This window comes from Pseudonocardia autotrophica (genome assembly GCF_003945385.1).
In the GTDB taxonomy this organism is placed as follows: domain Bacteria; phylum Actinomycetota; class Actinomycetes; order Mycobacteriales; family Pseudonocardiaceae; genus Pseudonocardia; species Pseudonocardia autotrophica.
Genome location: NZ_AP018920.1, coordinates 2,773,415 through 2,789,070 on the forward strand (window position 1 = coordinate 2,773,415; position 15,656 = coordinate 2,789,070).

Annotated in this window: 19 protein-coding genes; 9 read left to right on the top strand and 10 right to left on the bottom strand. The window is 73.2% G+C overall.

What is annotated here, in order from left to right; translation table 11 throughout:
* Both Pdca_RS13125 and Pdca_RS13130 read left to right on the top strand, forming a co-directional pair.
* On the top strand, window positions 1–708 hold the full coding sequence (locus Pdca_RS13125; RefSeq protein ID WP_232021553.1) for a FadR/GntR family transcriptional regulator: 708 nt from the start codon (window positions 1–3) through the stop codon (window positions 706–708).
* Between the two features lie 235 nt (window positions 709–943).
* A complete protein-coding gene (locus Pdca_RS13130) occupies window positions 944–1,579 on the top strand; it encodes a maleylpyruvate isomerase family mycothiol-dependent enzyme (RefSeq protein WP_085911388.1) in 636 nt (211 codons plus the stop codon).
* 659 nt (window positions 1,580–2,238) lie between these two features.
* Here the strand turns inward: Pdca_RS13130 and Pdca_RS13135 are convergent.
* A complete protein-coding gene (locus Pdca_RS13135) occupies window positions 2,239–3,267 on the bottom strand; it encodes a phosphotransferase family protein (protein WP_085911389.1) in 1,029 nt (342 codons plus the stop codon).
* Between the two features lie 125 nt (window positions 3,268–3,392).
* Here Pdca_RS13135 and Pdca_RS13140 point away from each other — a divergent pair, with 125 nt between their 5' ends.
* The 3 genes from Pdca_RS13140 to Pdca_RS13150 all read left to right on the top strand — a co-directional run bounded on the left by Pdca_RS13140 (window position 3,393) and on the right by Pdca_RS13150 (window position 6,062).
* A complete protein-coding gene (locus Pdca_RS13140) occupies window positions 3,393–4,430 on the top strand; it encodes an LLM class flavin-dependent oxidoreductase (RefSeq protein WP_085911390.1) in 1,038 nt (345 codons plus the stop codon).
* 82 nt (window positions 4,431–4,512) lie between these two features.
* Window positions 4,513–5,322 carry an alpha/beta fold hydrolase gene (locus Pdca_RS13145; protein ID WP_085911391.1) on the top strand — a complete coding sequence of 270 codons (810 nt, stop codon included), beginning with the start codon at window positions 4,513–4,515 and terminating at the stop codon, window positions 5,320–5,322.
* Window positions 5,323–5,324: 2 nt separating this feature from the next.
* A complete protein-coding gene (locus Pdca_RS13150) occupies window positions 5,325–6,062 on the top strand; it encodes an SDR family NAD(P)-dependent oxidoreductase (protein WP_232021554.1) in 738 nt (245 codons plus the stop codon).
* 46 nt (window positions 6,063–6,108) lie between these two features.
* Here the strand turns inward: Pdca_RS13150 and Pdca_RS13155 are convergent, their stop codons facing one another.
* From Pdca_RS13155 to Pdca_RS13165, 3 genes are read right to left on the bottom strand one after another with little or no spacing between them, the layout of a single operon-like run.
* Window positions 6,109–6,510, bottom strand: a complete 402-nt coding sequence (locus Pdca_RS13155) for a nuclear transport factor 2 family protein (protein WP_085911392.1) — start codon at window positions 6,508–6,510, stop codon at window positions 6,109–6,111.
* Window positions 6,507–7,157, bottom strand: a complete 651-nt coding sequence (locus Pdca_RS37525; RefSeq protein WP_085911393.1) for a TetR/AcrR family transcriptional regulator — start codon at window positions 7,155–7,157, stop codon at window positions 6,507–6,509. The genes Pdca_RS13155 and Pdca_RS37525 overlap by 4 nt, the downstream gene beginning before the upstream one ends.
* A 51-nt stretch (window positions 7,158–7,208) precedes the next feature.
* Entirely contained in the window at window positions 7,209–8,300 is a 1,092-nt protein-coding gene (locus tag Pdca_RS13165; protein WP_085911394.1) for an LLM class flavin-dependent oxidoreductase, read from the bottom strand.
* A gap of 109 nt (window positions 8,301–8,409) precedes the next feature.
* Between Pdca_RS13165 and Pdca_RS13170 the strand changes: the two genes are divergently transcribed.
* Genes Pdca_RS13170 through Pdca_RS13175 form a run of 3 tightly spaced genes read left to right on the top strand, consistent with a single transcriptional unit; the run spans window position 8,410 to window position 11,221 of the window.
* Window positions 8,410–9,798 (top strand): PucR family transcriptional regulator, encoded by a 1,389-nt coding sequence (locus Pdca_RS13170; RefSeq protein WP_085911395.1) that lies wholly within the window; start codon window positions 8,410–8,412, stop codon window positions 9,796–9,798.
* The gene (locus Pdca_RS37530) at window positions 9,795–9,926 is read left to right on the top strand and encodes a hypothetical protein (protein WP_269462855.1); all 132 of its coding nucleotides are present in this window, start codon (window positions 9,795–9,797) and stop codon (window positions 9,924–9,926) included. Before Pdca_RS13170 ends, Pdca_RS37530 begins: the two co-directional genes overlap by 4 nt.
* Window positions 9,926–11,221, top strand: coding sequence for an acyl-CoA dehydrogenase family protein (locus Pdca_RS13175; RefSeq protein WP_085911396.1), 1,296 nt, complete (start codon window positions 9,926–9,928; stop codon window positions 11,219–11,221). Before Pdca_RS37530 ends, Pdca_RS13175 begins: the two co-directional genes overlap by 1 nt.
* A 7-nt stretch (window positions 11,222–11,228) precedes the next feature.
* On the opposite strand, the gene Pdca_RS13180 is transcribed toward Pdca_RS13175, so the two are convergent.
* The 6 genes from Pdca_RS13180 to Pdca_RS13205 form a co-directional block, all read right to left on the bottom strand.
* A complete protein-coding gene (locus Pdca_RS13180; protein ID WP_085911397.1) occupies window positions 11,229–11,738 on the bottom strand; it encodes a gamma carbonic anhydrase family protein in 510 nt (169 codons plus the stop codon).
* Window positions 11,739–11,969: 231 nt separating this feature from the next.
* Window positions 11,970–12,485 (bottom strand): O-acetyl-ADP-ribose deacetylase, encoded by a 516-nt coding sequence (locus Pdca_RS13185; protein ID WP_085911399.1) that lies wholly within the window; start codon window positions 12,483–12,485, stop codon window positions 11,970–11,972.
* A complete protein-coding gene (locus Pdca_RS13190; protein ID WP_085911400.1) occupies window positions 12,482–13,255 on the bottom strand; it encodes a 5-formyltetrahydrofolate cyclo-ligase in 774 nt (257 codons plus the stop codon). The genes Pdca_RS13185 and Pdca_RS13190 overlap by 4 nt, the downstream gene beginning before the upstream one ends.
* A 15-nt stretch (window positions 13,256–13,270) precedes the next feature.
* Window positions 13,271–13,525, bottom strand: a complete 255-nt coding sequence (locus tag Pdca_RS13195) for a DUF7218 family protein (RefSeq protein WP_085911401.1) — start codon at window positions 13,523–13,525, stop codon at window positions 13,271–13,273.
* 9 nt (window positions 13,526–13,534) lie between these two features.
* Window positions 13,535–14,017 (bottom strand): NUDIX hydrolase, encoded by a 483-nt coding sequence (locus tag Pdca_RS13200; protein ID WP_085911402.1) that lies wholly within the window; start codon window positions 14,015–14,017, stop codon window positions 13,535–13,537.
* The gene (locus Pdca_RS13205; protein ID WP_085911529.1) at window positions 14,005–14,586 is read right to left on the bottom strand and encodes a GNAT family N-acetyltransferase; all 582 of its coding nucleotides are present in this window, start codon (window positions 14,584–14,586) and stop codon (window positions 14,005–14,007) included. The genes Pdca_RS13200 and Pdca_RS13205 overlap by 13 nt, the downstream gene beginning before the upstream one ends.
* A gap of 223 nt (window positions 14,587–14,809) precedes the next feature.
* Between Pdca_RS13205 and Pdca_RS13210 the strand changes: the two genes are divergently transcribed.
* A complete protein-coding gene (locus tag Pdca_RS13210; RefSeq protein ID WP_085911403.1) occupies window positions 14,810–15,595 on the top strand; it encodes a DedA family protein in 786 nt (261 codons plus the stop codon).
* Window positions 15,596–15,656 lie beyond the last annotated feature (61 nt).

Consider the following 15,656-nt stretch of genomic DNA (forward strand, 5'->3'; position numbering starts at 1 on the left):
GTGACGGAGACCCGCAGGGCGCGCCCGGCCACCTACGAGATGGTGCTGGAGCACGTCGTGCAGCGGCTGACGACGGGGGAGTGGCGCCCGGGCGACCGGCTCCCACCGGAGCGGGAGCTGGCGGCGCGGCTCGGCGCGAGCCGGCAGGCGGTGCGCGAGGCACTCCGCGTGCTGCAGGCTCAGGGCGTGATCCGTTCCCAGGTGGGGACGGGCGCGGACTCGGGGACGGTGGTCGTCCCGGCCCCGGCGCGGGCGCTGGGCCGGGTGCTGGCGTTGCACCTGGCGGTCGACTCGTTCCCGGTGGACGACGTGACCGAGGCCCGGGTGATGCTGGAGCGCTTCTCCGCCGAGCTGGCCGCCCGCCGCCGGACCGCCGCCGACCTGCTGTCGATGGCCGCCGACCTGGACGCGATGGATGCCGATCTCGGGCCGGAGGAGTTCAGCGACGCGGACATCGCGTTCCACGTGGCGATCGCGGGCGCCGCCGGGAACCGGCTGGTCAACGAGCTGACGGTGGCGATCCGGGAGTCGGTGCGCGGGTTCCTGCTCGGCGCGATGCGCGAGCAGGGGGACTGGCCGGCGTTGCGGGATCGGCTGCGTGCCGAGCACCGGGAGATCCACGCGGCGCTGTCCGGTGCGGACGGTGCGGCCGCAGCGGATCTGATCGAGGCGCACATCCGCGCGTTCCACGGGCGGTTGGGTGGGTGATCGACACGGGCGGTTGGGTGGGGGATCGGTGCTGCCGGCGGCCGGGTGGGTGATGGTGCCGGCCGGGAGCGTGGTCGGCGCTGCGGGCCGGGCGGGTGATCGACGCTGCGGCTGGGCGGGCGATCGATGCTGCGAGTCGGGCGGCGGAGTGGTGCTGGTGGTGGGCGTTGCGCCGGTCGGGCTGAGGATCGGGGGCCGCGCCCGCTAGGCTTCCGCTCCGGAACGAGGGGGCACCATGTCGCAGGAGGCTGTCGTCGCGGTGTCCGCGCGGAACCGGCGGGCATTCGCCGATCTCGTCGAGTCACTGGACGCGGACCAACTCGCGACGCCGAGCCTCTGCACGGAATGGGATGTGCGGACGGTTGCCGGGCACGTCGCCTCGGTGCTGACGATGTCCCTCCCCGGCCTGCTGCTGGCGATGGTGCGGGCCCGGTTCGACGTCGACCGGGCCATCGACCGGGTCGCGCGGCGGGTGGCGGAGCGGCCGGTGCCCGAGATCGTCGCGACGCTGCGCGACCGGGCGGACAGCTCGTTCGCCCCGCCCGGTACCGGTGTGCTCGGCCCGATGACCGACACGTTCGTGCACACCGCCGACATCGCCGTCCCGCTGGGGATCCCGTACGACCCGGATACGGCGGACGTGCGGCTCGGGCTGGACTTCGTGATCGGGCAGCGGCCGGCCGGGTTCACCACCCGGCGGAGGCTGGAGGGCCTGCGCTTCGTCGCCGACGACGCGGGGTTCGCGCACGGCGACGGCGCCGAGATCCGTGGCCGCGGCATCGACCTGCTGGTCGCGGCCTGTGGCCGTCCCGCCGTGCTGGACCGTCTGACCGGCCCCGGCGTCGACGTCCTGGCCGAGCGACTGCGCTGACCGTGAGGGTGGGTGTCCCGGTCCGGAAGTGACGGGCTGGTCATCAGTAGCGGCTGTGCCCGTGCCCTGACCCCGGGCGTGTTCGCACGGGTTCACCGCGTCCGCACGGGATCGGATCTCGTGCGGATGAGCCGATCCCGTGCGAACGAGCCGATCCCGTGCGGATGAGGGGATCTTTTACGTGCGAGCCGATCTCGTGCGGTGAGGCGGCCTTGCGCGGGCGCGGCGAGCTGGACGCGGTGTGGGCGAGCCGAGCGGGTGCGCCTGACAGCGCCGGTGCGGCGCGGGTGCCGGCGGTGCGGACGGCCCGTGCGGCCCGTGCGGCCCGTGCGGCCAATGCGGTGTCACGCGGCCGCGTTCGCACGGGTTCACCGCGTTCGCACGGGATCGGATCCCGTGCGAACGAGCTGATCCCGTGCGGGTGAGCCGATCTCGTGCCGGTGCGGGGATCTTGTGCGGGTGGGCTGATCGCGTGCGGTGAGGCGACCTTGCGCGGACGCGGCGAGCTGAACGCGTCGCGGGCCGGCTGATCCGGTGCGGAGGCGCCGGACCCGTGCGGCGCGTGCCGTCGGTGCGGGTCGGCGCTGCAGGTCCGGCGGTGCGTGCCGTCGGTGCGGGTCGGCGCGGCGGGCCGGGCGGTGCGGGTCTGCGCGGGTCGGTCAGAGTGCGGCCAGGGCGGCCACGTGTTCGAGGCGGTTCACTGCGACCTCGTGCAGGTGCCGTCCGGTCTCCGGGTCGGCCTGGCCGGCGTGCGCGCGGGCGTACGTCCCCTCGATGACGATGGCCAGCTTGAACCCGGCGAGCACGGTGTACCAGTCGATCGCGGACAGGTCCCGGTCGGAGTCGCGCGCGTAGGTCTCGACCAGCTCGGCGACGTCCGGGAGCCCGCCGTGCGCGGCGAGCGCGGCACCGGCCAGCGGATCCGGCCGGTCCGGCCAGGTGACGAGCAGCCAGCCGAGATCGAGCAGCGGATCACCGACGGTGCACATCTCCCAGTCCACGATCGCGGCGACCCGTGGCCTCGCCGGATCGAGCAGCACGTTGTTGAGGTGGTAGTCGCCGTGCACCAGCCCGGTCCGGGACTGCTGCGGGCGGTGCGCCCGCAGCCAGCCGGCCAGCTCGTCGACGTGCGGCAGCCGGTGCCCGGGATAGCCGGGCGTCCGGTCGTAGGACGCGAGGTGGTCCAGCCAGCGCGGGACCTGTCGCTCCAGGAACCCGTCGGGCCGGCCGAGGTCGCCCAGCCCGATCGCCTCGTGGTCGACCGCGGCTAGCCGGGCCAGCGCGGACGCGGTGTCCAGCGCGGCGGCGCGACGGGCGGCCGGATCGGTCCGGTACAGCTCGCCGACGGACGCGCCGGGATTGTCGCCGTCGACGGCGTCCATCAGGTAGAACACGACGCCGAGGACGTCGGCGTCGGTGCAGCCCGCGACGAAGCCCGGATGCGGCACCTCGGTGCCGGCGAGCGCGGACAGCACCCGGATCTCGCGGGCCATCGTCGCGTCGCTGGTGGGCCGCGGATGCTCGGGTGGGCGGCGCAGCACCAGGTCCCGGCCACCCCAGGTGAGCCGCAGCACCACGTTCTGGGTGCCGCCGCCGACATGGCGGACGTCGGAGATCGGACCGGTCAGCCCGGTCCGGGCACCCCAGCGGGCCAGCGCGGTGAGATCGACGAGATCGGCGAGGGACACCGGGTGACGTTACGACCGCCGCGCCCGGATGTCGCGGGGGACCGATCCGGGCGGTTTGGCGGAGTCGACAACGCAACGACCGGACCAGGGGTGACAGCGCACATGTCGGCGACCAGAGTGCCGCCATGACCAGCGTGCGCGAGACCTCCGCCGGTGCCGGCCCGGCCTTCGGGCTCTGGTACGACTTCCGCAATCCGGTCCCGGACCGCCCGTTCGGCTCCTTCTACGCCGAGGTGTTCGACCAGATCTCCTGGGCCGAGCAGAAGGGCCTGGACTCGGCGTGGCTCACCGAGCACCACTTCTGCGACGACGGGTACAGCCCGTCGCCGTTCGTGCTCGCGTCGGCGATCGCGCAGCGCACGTCCCGGATGCGGATCGGGACCAACCTGATCGTCTCGCCGCTGCACGACCCGGTGCGGCTGGCAGAGGACTCGGCGACGCTGTCGCTGCTCTCCGGCGGCCGGTTCGATCTCGGCGTCGGGCAGGGCTACTGGGGACGCGAGTTCGAGGCGTTCGGCCGGAAGATCACCCAGCGGCCGAGCCTGCTGGAGGAGGGAATCGAGGTGATCCGGCAGGCCTGGTCGGGCTCCGCCGCCGGTTACCAGGGCCGCCGTTACCGGCTCCCGCCGCTGCCGGTGACCCCGGTCCCGGAGACGGCGCCGCAGCTGCTGGTCGGGGCGATGGCCGACGTCGCGATCGAACGGGCCGCCCGGATCGGCGACGGCTTCCTGTCCACCCAGAACGCACACCACCGCAGCTACCTCGACGCCCTGGAACGGCTCGGCCGCCCGGCCGCCGACGCCCGGATCTACGCCGGCCAGTGGGCGATCGTCGCCGAGGACCCGGAGCGGGTGTGGTCGCGGATCGGGCGCCACGCGCTGTACCAGCTCAACGAGTACATCTCCTGGGGCGCGTTCGGGCCTCCGGACGAGGTGCCGCGGTTCACCGACCCGGCACAGATCGTCGAGGCGGGCGCCTACCAGCTGATGGACGCGGAGATGGCGGTCACCCACCTCAGCGAGTTGCTCGCCGGGACACCGCAGATCCGGGACGTGCACTTCTGGGCCATGCTGCCCGGTGAACCGGTGGACAGCGGTTCGGAGCGGATCGCCTACCTCGCCGACAAGGTCGTCCCTGCGGTCCGGGAGCGGCTGCGGAGCTGACCACGATGTACGCCGGAACGAACGCACGGACGAGCGGCTGCGTGCGCAGGCCGCCGGTACGAGGCAGAAGGAGTGATCGACGATGGCGTTCCTCGAGGTGGAGGACGGCAAGCGGGTGTTCTACGAGCACCACGCCGGCAGCGGACGACAGGTGGTGCTGGTGCACGGCTGGGGCGCGAACGCGCGGTGCTGGGACACGACGCTGTCCGCGCTGCTCGTCGCCGGGCACGGGGTCACCACGATCGAGCACCGCGCCTGCGGTCGCTCCGACGCGGACTTCGCGGACACCTCGATCGGTGCGATCGCCGGGGACGTCGTCGCGCTCGTCGAGCACCTCGGGCTGCGCGAGCCGGTGCTGAACGGCTGGTCGCTCGGCGGCGCCGTGGTCGTCGAGGCGGCCCGGCGGCTCGGCGCGAACCTGGGTGGCCTGGTGCTGACCGGAGGTGCGACGCCGCGCTACACCGCGGCGGAGGGCTGGCCCTACGGTGGCACCCCGGCCGACGTCGACGGTGTTCTCGCCGGGCTGGCCGCCGACCGACCCGGTACTTTCCGCGCGATCGCCGAGGCGGTGTGCGTCAAGCCGGTCGGGGAGCCGGTGGTGCAGTCGATCTGGCTGGCCTTCCTGGAGACCGGCCCGCGGTGCGACGACACCCTGCGCGACCTGGCGCAGATCGACCAGCGGGAGATCCTGCCGACGCTGTCGGTCCCGGTGCTGCTGCTGGCCGGTCGGGAGGACGGGTTCGTGTCGTTCGACGCCGTCGCCGCGTCCCGGACCCTGTTCCCGGACGCCCGGCTGGTCGAGTTCGGCGGTGTCGGGCACGCCCCGTTCCTGGAGGACGGCGAGACCTACCGCACCGAGCTGCTGGACTTCCTGGCCCGGTCGGGGAACTGAGCGTGGGGCGTACCTGGGTGGTGACCGGCGGCTCCCGCGGGATCGGCCGCGCCGTCGTCGACCGGGCACTCGCCGAGGGCGACACCGTGCACGTGCTGGCCCGGTCGGTCGACCGGGAGGGTTGGCCGGCTGCGGTCCGGGACCGGGTGCTCCCGGTCCCTGCCGACATCGGCGACGCGGACTCGGTGCGGCGCGCGCTGGCCGTCGTCGAGCAGGCGTCCGGCTCGGTCGACGTGCTGGTCCAGTCGGCCGGGGTACACCGGGGCGGCCGGCTGGACCGGCTCACCGACGACGCCTGGGACGAGGTGCTGGCCACCAACCTGACCGGCGCGTTCCGGGTGGCACGGGCCGCCCGGCCGCTGCTCGGCGAGGGCTCGTCGATCATCAACATCGGGGCGGTCGTGGGATTGCGCGGGTATCCCGGCGACGCCGCCTACGGCTCGGCGAAGGCCGGACTGTCCGGCCTCACCCAGACACTGGCGATGGAGCTGGCACCGGACGGCGTCCGGGTCAACCTGGTCGTCCCCGGGTTCGTCGACACCGACATGACGGCCGGGATCTCGGAGAGCTCGCGGGGCGTCGTGGTGGACGGGATCCCGCTGGGCAGGCCGGGCCGGCCGGAGGAGATCGCGGACGTGGTGTGGGCGGTGGCCGGAGCGACGTACATGACCGGTTCGACGGTCGCGGTCGACGGCGGGCTGCTCGCGTCGTTCGGAGCGCCCCGGCCCCGGCGGAGCTGACTCCCCGTGGGCCCCGCGGCCGCGCACGCCGCGGGGCCCGGCGGCATCAGGGGGCCACGAACACCGCGGTGGTGTGCTCGGTGTCCAGGTACTCCTTCACCGACGAGATCCGCCCGTCCCGCACGGTGAACAGGAAGTGGTACAGGTTGTTGTAGACGCGGCCGTTCTTCAGCTCGGTGTAGGACTCGGTCTCCACCGCGACCCGGTCGCCCTCGGCGGTGAAGGCCAGCGGGGTCAGCCGGATCGCGCCGCCCGTGGTGGAGTCGGCGATCCCGGAGACCATCTCCCGGAATCCGGCCTTGTCCTTGGTTCCGGAGATCCCGGGGATGTTGCCGGCGACCCACCAGGTGGCGTCGTCGGTCATCCGCTCCATGATCGCGTCGACGTCGCCGCTGGAGAACACCTCCATGAACTCGGTGACGACCTGCTTGTTCTTCTCGGTGCTCATGCGTTGCCCCTCGTGGTCGGCTCGCCCCTCTCGGCGGGGACGGGCGGGGCCAGCTGGCGGACGACCATCTCTGCGTACCGGTCGGCGATCTCCTCGATCGACAGCCGGCCGGCCGGGTCGAACCACTCGTTGGGCCCGTTGATCAGGTCGAGGATCGCCAGGGTGGCCAGCCGGGGGTCCGGACAGCCGAACTCGCCCGCCTCGACGCCCTCGGCGAGATGCCGGGCGATCCTGCGCTGGTAGTCGCGACGGTAGGACTGGACCGCCTCCAGCCGGTCCGGCGAGAGCGCGCGCAGCTCCCGCCCGGCGACGAGCCACGCGTCCCGGTTGGCGCCGATGTGGGTGATGTGCGCCCGCACCAGCCGGGCCAGCCGCTCGGCGTGGCTCTCCGGACCGTCCAGGAGCGGCATCTGCTCCACGACCATGTCGCGGTCCACGACGTAGATCGTGTGCAGGAGCAGCTCCTCCTTGCTCCGGAAGTGATGGTAGAGCGAGGCGGCCTGCATCCCGGCGGCGTCGGCGAGGGCACGCATGCCCACACCGTGGAAGCCGTGCTCGCGGAACATCCGGCTCGCCAGCGCGACGAGCTCGGCCTTACGGGTCCCACCGCGGGAGGGCCGATGCCCGTCGCTCGGATCGGCGTTCATGACCCGAGACCCTGTCACTGTCCCCACGTCCGGTGGAGGCCGGGCGCCCGGTCAGGCGGGCACGGCGGCCGGTGTGCCCATCTTGTGCAGTTCGGGCACGACCTTCTCGCCGAACAGCTTCATGCTCGCCCGAACCTTGTCGAACGGCAGACCCGCGAACGACGGGGCGACGTTGGGCTGGTGGTCGCCGAACAGCTCCAACCGGTGCCGGTACTTCTCGACGATCTGCTCCGGCGTCCCCCAGATCTGGGTGTCGGCGTAACCGGCCGCGGCGGCCTCCATCCCGGCCTCGCGGATCATGTCGGCGCCGGCCTGGTACGCCTCGTAGCCCTTCGTCTCCCGCCAGTGCTTCCCGGCGAAGTCATAGTGCTTGACGACCGACAGGAAGTACCGCGACAGATACTCGCGGGCGGTCTGCTCGGCGACGTCGGGGTCCTCGTGGCAGTAGATGAAGTCCTGGGTGAGTACCGGTCCCGGTTCGGCGCCGTGGGTCTCCCGGTACACCTCGCGGTAGCGCTCGATCGCCGGGACGTGCTGCTCGGCGGGGTACTGCATGAAGGTCATCATCCGGGCGCCGATCTTCGCCACCGCGGGCACCGAGTCCGGTGACATCGCGACGCCGTAGAGGCGGCCCGCCCAGTCGGTCCCGGCGTCGGGGGCCGGGCGGATCTCGACCCGCGGCTGGTCGTAGTAGGTGCCCCGGTGCTCGACGTAGCCGTTCCGCAGGCCCTCGATGATCAGTGGGGCGGCCTCGTCGAACCGGCCGCGCGACTCGTTCATGTCCTGCCGGAAGCCCTCGTACTCCATCTTTGCCAGGCCGCGGCCCATCCCGAACACCACCCGGCCACGGGACAGGATGTCGAGCATCGCCACCTTCTCGACCACCCGGACCGGGTCGTTCCACGGCAGGATCACCGCGCCGGTGCCCAGCTTGATCCGATTGGTCCGGCCGGCCAGGTAGGTCATCAGCTGCAGGTTGTCGGGGCACATCGAGTAGTCGTCGAAATGGTGCTCGGCAGCCCAGGCGGAGTCGAACCCGTACTCCTCGGCCAGCACGCCGAGGTCCGCCTCCTGGCGGAACATCTCCGCGTCGCTCAGATCCTCGTGCCAGTTCTGGAAGACAAGCAGGACACCGACATCCATGGCGGTTCGCCTTTCCTCGGATCAGGGGTTGCCTAACGATCGTTAGGGCTGCGAGGGTAGTGTGGCTCGTCACAGCGGGTCAAGGCGTCGACGGAGGTGGCAGCGAGCGATGGCGAGACCCCTCACGATCGACCCGGATCCCGGCCCGGGCCACGGAAACGGCCGGGAGAACGGCCGGGGCAACGGCCCTGTGCTCGTGCCCGATCCGCCCGATCCGCTGATCCGGCTGCTGGGTGGGCTGTCCGCGGCGGTACTCGACGGCGCCGGCCCGGAGCGGCTGATCGCCCGCGCGGCCGAGCTGCTCGGCCTGCCGGTGGCGTTGCGCTCCGCCGACCTGCACCGGGTGCGCTGCTGGTCCGCCCCGGCCGCCTTCAGGCTCGACGAGCCGCCCGCTCTTCCTGCAACCGCACTCGCCGTGCCCGGGGTGCAACGTGAGGTCGGGCGGCTGGGCCCTGACCTGCCCTCGGTCGTCCTGCCGCCGGTCCCGGTGCACGGCCTGGCCCGCCGCCACCTGCTCGCGGTGCTGATGGTCGAGGGAGGCGTCGCCGGCTACCTCGACGTCGCCGAGCTCGGGCGGGCGCTGCGCCCGGTGGACACCCCGGTCACCGAGCAGGCCGCGGCGTTGCTCTCGGTCCAGCTGCACGGCGAGACCGTCGCCGCGCGGGCCGTCACCCGGGACCGCGACGACGTCCTCGCCGACCTGCTGCACGGCACCCGGGACGAGCCGGACCTGCGCCGGCTCGCCGCCCGGGCGGGCATCGACCCGGCCGCGGGCCACCTGCTGGTGCGGTTCCCGGTCGGCCCCGGCCACTCGGCGTCACGCTGCCGGGATGGGGTAGCCGATGCGCTCGGCGGCCTGGCGGGATGCCGTTCCGGTCGTGCCGGGAGCATCCACGCTTCGGCCGTGCTGGCCGAGCCGGACGCGGTGCTGGCGCTGCTCGATCTCCCCGCGGACCCCACCCCGGGTGGGCTCCGCGCCGTACACGGCGCACTGCGCGAACGGCTGGACCGGATCGCCGCGGTGACCGGTGTCCGGCGCGTGGTGGTGTCCGGCGCGGTCCACGAGATCACCGGTCTGCCCGCGGCGCTGGCCGAGACCGGCGAGGTCGACGGGCTGGCCGCGGCGTTCGGTGGAGCCGCCGACGTCGTCCCGGTGACGGAGCTGAGCACCCTGCGGCTGGTGGTCCACGGGGACCGGACCGCGGTCGCCGTCCGCTTCGCCGAGCAATGCCTCGGGCCGCTGCGGCGCAGCGACGCCGACACCGGCGGCGATCTGGTCGAGACGCTGCGCCGCTATCTCGCCGCGGGCGCCCAGGTCCGCGCGGCCGCCACCCGGCTCGGTGTGCACGAGAACACCGTCCGCTACCGGCTCGGCCGGATCGAACACCTCACCGGGCTGGACATGCGCCGGTTCGACGCGCTGCTCGCCGCACAGCTCGCCCTGCAGGTGGACGTCCTCACCGCCGGGGCGGCAGCACTCCAGGAAGGAACGTCATGAACGTGCAGGACACCCCGCACGACCGGATCGCGCCCGGCGCCGTCGACACCGCGGCCCCCGCCCACCGGTTCCGGACCGGGCGGATCGTCCCGGTCACCGCCGGCGGGGCCGCGGAGGGCAGCTTCTGATGTGGGACTTCGAGACCGAGCCGGATTACCAGGAGAAGCTGGACTGGGTGGACGCGTTCGTGCGCGAGGAGATCGAGCCGCTCGATCTCGTGCTCGGCGACCCGTACGACAAGTCCGACGAGACGGCGCGCCGGCTGGTCCGCCCGCTCCAGCAGCAGGTCCGCGACCAGGGGCTGTGGGCTGCCCACCTGCGGCCCGAGCTGGGCGGGCAGGGCTACGGCCAGGTCCGGCTGGCGCTGCTCAACGAGCTGCTCGGCCGGTCCCGCTGGGCACCGACGGTGTTCGGCTGCCAGGCACCGGACTCGGGCAACGCCGAGATCCTGGCGCACTTCGGCACCGACGGGCAGAAGCAGCGCTACCTGCAGCCGCTGCTCGACGGCGAGATCTCGTCCTGCTATTCGATGACCGAGCCGCAGGCCGGTGCCGACCCGACGCTGTTCACCACCCGCGCGGTCGCCGACGGTGACGACTGGGTGATCGAGGGCGAGAAGTGGTTCTCCTCGAACGCCCGGCACGCGTCGTTCCTGATCGTGATGGCGGTGACCGATCCGGACGCCGCGCCGCACGACCGGATGTCGATGTTCATCGTGCCCCGCGAGACACCGGGCCTGACGATCGTGCGCGACGCCGGTGTCGGCACCGAGTCGCCGGAGCACTCCAGCCACGCGTACCTGCGCTACGACGGAGTGCGGGTGCCCGGCGACCACCTGCTGGGGGAGCGGGGCCGGGCGTTCGCGATCGCCCAGACCCGGCTCGGCGGCGGCCGTATCCACCACGGGATGCGCACCATCGCCCAGATGCGCCGTGCGTTCGACCTGATGCTGGAGCGGGCCGTTTCGCGCAGCACCCGGACCGGCCGGCTGGCCGACATGCAGTCCACCCAGGACAAGGTCGCGGAGAGCTGGATCGACCTGGAGCAGTTCCGGCTACTGCTGCTGCGGACCGCCTGGCTGATCGACCGGCACCAGGACTACCGGTCGGTTCGCCGCGACATCGCCGCGGTGAAGGTCGTGATGCCGCGGGTCTATCACGACGTCGTGCAGCGGGCGATGCAGCTGCACGGGGCGCTGGGCATCTCCAACGAGATGCCGTTCTCGGCGATGATGGTCGACGCCCAGGTGATGGCGATCGCGGACGGCCCGACCGAGGTGCACCGCCAGCCCCTGGCCCGGCAGCTGCTGCGCGAGGCCGAGCCGGGCGAGCCGCTGTTCGGGTCGGGGCACCTGCCGAGCCGCGCCGACGCGGCCCGCGCGCACGTCGCGGCCCGGCTGGAGCACCTGGTCGCGAACGCCTGAGCCAGGATCAGAGGGCCGCCGCCCGGTGCTGCCCGAGCAGGTGCACGTAGGACGCCGCGGACAGCGGGATCGAGTTCCGCTCGTCGTCGGTGAGCTCGCGGCGCACCTTGCCGGGCAGGCCGGCGACCAGCGAACCGGGTGGGACGACGGTGCCCTGGGTGAGCACGGCCCCGGCCGCGATCAGCGATCCGGCGCCGACCTGGACCCCGTTCATCAGCACCGCGCCCATGCCGACCAGCACGTCGTCGCCGATGGTGCAGCCGTGCACGACCGCGCGGTGCCCGATCGTCACCCGGTCGCCGATGGTCACCGGGAAGCCCGGGTCGGCGTGCACGACGGTGCCGTCCTGCACGTTCGACCGGGCGCCGACGGTGATCGACGCCATGTCGGCGCGGAGCACGCAGGTGTACCAGACGCCGGTCTCCGGGCCGATCCGCACCTCGCCGGCGAGCACGGCGCCGGGGGCGATCCAGGCGTCGGCGTGCACGTCGGGGCGCTGGCCGTTGATCTCGATCACTGAGGTCCTTCCGGGGGGTCGATGACCGGGGCCGGGGTACCGGCCCGGAACGCGGTGCCACTGTCGGCGGAGCCGACGGAGTCTGTGGGGTCGGCGGAGCCGGTGGGGTCTGTGGGGTCGGCGGAGCCGGTGGAGTCCGTGGGGCCGGTGCCGCCCGCGGCGTGGGACTGCCGTGGCGCGTGGCCGGTGCGCGGGGCGAGCAGCGCGACACGGAACCCCATGGCGCGGATCCTACGTGCGCGCCGCGGCCTCGAAGGCCGCCAGCACGGCGTCATCGAACAGGACGAACCGGACCACCTCGACGGCGGTGTCGGCGGCCCGGACGGTCTCGACGGCGATCCGCGCCGCGTCCGGGACCGGCCAACCGTAGATGCCGGCGGAGATCGCCGGGAACGCGACGGTGCGCGCCCCCAGCTCGTCGGCCACCCGCAGCGACTCGCGGTACGCGCTCGCCAGCAGGTGCGAGCGGTCTTCGCGCTTCGCGTAGACCGGCCCGACGGCGTGGATCACCCAGCGGGCCGGGAGGTCACCGGCGGTGGTGGCCACGGCCCGGCCGGTCGGCAGGCCGTCCGGGTAGCGCCCGGCGCGCAATCCGCGGCACTCGTCGAGGATCGCCGGGCCGCCGCGGCGGTGGATCGCGCCGTCCACCCCGCCGCCGCCGAGCAGCGCGGAATTGGCGGCGTTGACCACGGCGTCCACCTCTGTCTCGGTGATGTCGCCGCGTCCGGTACGGATCTGCGGGCTCATCGGCGTGCCTGCTCGCGCAGCCGCCCCAGCAGCGGGATGGCGGCGATCTTCTCGTCGGTGAGCGACTCCCAGACGATGCCGCCGTCGGGCCGGGTCCGCCGGTGCTCCCGGCAGTCGATCACCCGCTCCGGGGTGACGACCAGATCGACCGGCGCGTCGTGCGACGCCCACGGGATCACCCCGGCGTCACGCAGTTGCAGCTCGTGCACGGTGGTGACGACGAGGGTGTCGTCGGAGATCAGCCCGGCCTCGCGGGCCAGCGCGAACTCCAGGTCGGCGAACCCGCCGCCCTTACCGAGCCGGGCGCCGTCCGCCCCGACCGCGACACAGCCGGTGACGACCAGATCGACCGACTCAAGCTCGTCGACCGCGACCCGGCGGGCCGACCGGGTGGCGTGCGAGATCGACACCGCCTTGCGCGGCGGATCGGCCAGGTGATCGGGATCGAGCAGGAAGAACGGATCGTCCTCGGCGAGCCGGGGGACCGCCATGTACACGGTCTTGCCGTCCTCTAGCGCGTACTGCCGGACCGGGAGCTGGGCGGAGTCCGGATTGGACTTGACGGTCCGGGCGGAGCGCCAGACGTCCAGTTCGCGCAACCGACGGGCGGCCCGCTCGGCACCGACGAAATTGGAGATCCGGTTGCGGGCGCCCGGGAACCGGGACGCACGCTGCTCGGTCAGCGCCGTCCACACCTCGTCGCGCAGCTCCGCCTTGCGGGCGAGGGTCTCCGGGTCGCCCCCGGCGTCGTGGTCGTGTCGGCGGCTCATGCCCGCCACCCTGCCTTAATGCTCGCGCAGCGCCTCGATCAGCTGGTCGCGTGTCATGTCCGAACGGCCCTCGATGCCGACCCGCTGGGCGCGCTGGTACAGCTCGTCCTTCGTCATGTCCTCGTAGTCGCCGGACTCGCCGCCGCGGGCGCCCACGGTGTCGCGGCCCTGCGCGGCCGCCGCGTTCGCGATCCGCGCGGACTTCTCCTTGGAGTTGCCCTCCTCGCGGAGCCGCTCGTACATCTCCTCGTCCTTGATGCTGCTCGCCATGGCGGGTGACTACCCGGCGACCAGGCGTTCCAATCGGTCCAGGAACGGCTGCTGGGCGACGACGATCCGCTCCCGCGCGGTCGCCAGGTCACACCACCGGGCGCGGTCCAGCTCCGGGAACCGGAGCCGCCGCCCGGAGCGGGGCGGCCACTCGATCTCGACCCAGCTGCCGTCGTCGGGCCGGGCGGCGACGGCGTCGGCCCCGTCGAAGCCGGTGCCGTCGACGGCGAACACACTGACGATCTTGCGGGACTGCCGGACGCTGCCCAGCTCGACCGGCTCGCCGTCCGGGGGTGGGGTGCCGATCTCCTCGGTGAACTCGCGACGGGCCGCGTCGAACGGGGTCTCGTCCGGGCCGTGTTCCCCCTTCGGGACCGTCCAGGCGTGCTCCTTGCGCGCCCAGAACGGTCCGCCCATGTGCCCGAGCAGCACCTCGATCCCCTCGGGTCCGTTGCGGTGCAGCAACAGCCCGGCGCTGGTCACGGGTGGCATACGGGTTCCTCACGATCGATCCGGTGCACGTGGTGGAGCGGCGGATCGACCGGGTTGTCCGGAACGAGATCGCCCGAGGCGACCCGGCGGAACCCGGCGGTCTCCAGCGCCCGCCAGGACGCCCGGTTCGCCGCACACACCGGCACGATGATCGCCCTCGCCGCCGGGTACCGCTGCCACACCCCCGTCACGGCGGCGGCCAGGATCCGCGGGCCGAGACCGCGACCGGTCAGCTCCGGCGGGCCGATCAGGTAGTCCAGGGTGACGGCGCCGGCCGGGATCTCCAGGATCGGCGCGATCTCCTCGACGTACTCGGGATGGTCGTGCCACCGGCAGCGCTGCAACAGCCCGGCCGGGGTCCCGCCGACCGACACGACGAGGTCCTCGGCCGGCTCCTCGCCGCGCATCACCGGGCCGAAGTCGCGGTCGAGAGCCTCGGGCGACGTCTCGTGGTTCCACCAGCGCCGCACGTGTGGCTCGGCGAGCCAGCCGGCCAGCATCGGCAGGTCGGCAGGGGTGAGCGGGCGGAAGGTGATCGCGCCGTCGACCGGTCCCGGGCAGTCGGCCATGGGCCGGACGGTAGCGCCGCGGCCGGGGAGGGGCAGCCGGATATCAGCGGGCGGGTCCCGGTTCCGGTCGCCCCGGTGCGGCTGCGGGGCGCCCGGGTCGCTCATCCGCTCGGATGAGGCGGCCGGGGCGCCGAACTCGTCCGCGCCGCCGACGTGCCGGGCCGGTGCACCCTTTAGCGTCGTACCGGTCGCGGCGTGCGGGGGTGTGCCGCAGGGAGGGGACATGGTGAGCGACGAGAAGCAGCAGCCTGCAAAGGCGGGTTCCGGCCGGAGCCGATGGTCCCGGCGGGAGTACACCCCGGAGGAGATCGAGGCCGGGAAGAAGGCGCTGCGGGACGCGGTGCCGTGGGAGGTCCCGATGAACCGCGGGGACAAGATCCTGGTCTTCTCCACGCTCGGGGTCATGGCCGTGATGCTGGCGTCGCTGCCGCTGCGGCCGTTCCTGCTGGCGACGCATCCGGTCGCGCTGAGCTTCGTGACCGGCAGCCTGTCGGCGATCGGCGCCGGGGCGGCGTTCGCCAGGATCGGCGAGGTCGAACTCTGGCTGGTGATCGTCGCCGGTGTCTTCGGCATGATCAAGTTCGACTGGTTGTTCTGGCTGGCCGGACGCCGCTGGGGCCCCAAGGTCGTGACGTTCTTCGCGCCCGGTGACCGGGCGCAGCGCTTCGTCGGCCGGGTCCGGGCCTGGCCACGGTGGGCGATGCCGCTGGTGGTCGTCGCGGCCGCGCTCCCCGGGATCCCTGCGGTCGCCGTGTTCGCACTGGCCGGCCTGGGCCGGATGCGGCTCGGCACGTTCCTGCTGTTCGACGCGATCGGCGCGGCCCTGATCACCGGCCTGGTCGCCGGCCTCGGCTACGGCCTCGGCCAGCAGGCGGTCGACGTCGTGCTCGCGATCGACAAGTACGCGCTGTGGATCAGCCTGGCGCTGGTCGTGTTCGTCGCCTACAGCTCGGGCCGCAAACAGAAATCCGCCGCCAACCCGGCCACCCCCACCGACGAGCCCGGCTGACCGCGCCACCGGCGCCTCCGCACACCCTTTCGCCCCGGTCCACACCACTTCGCCCCGGTTC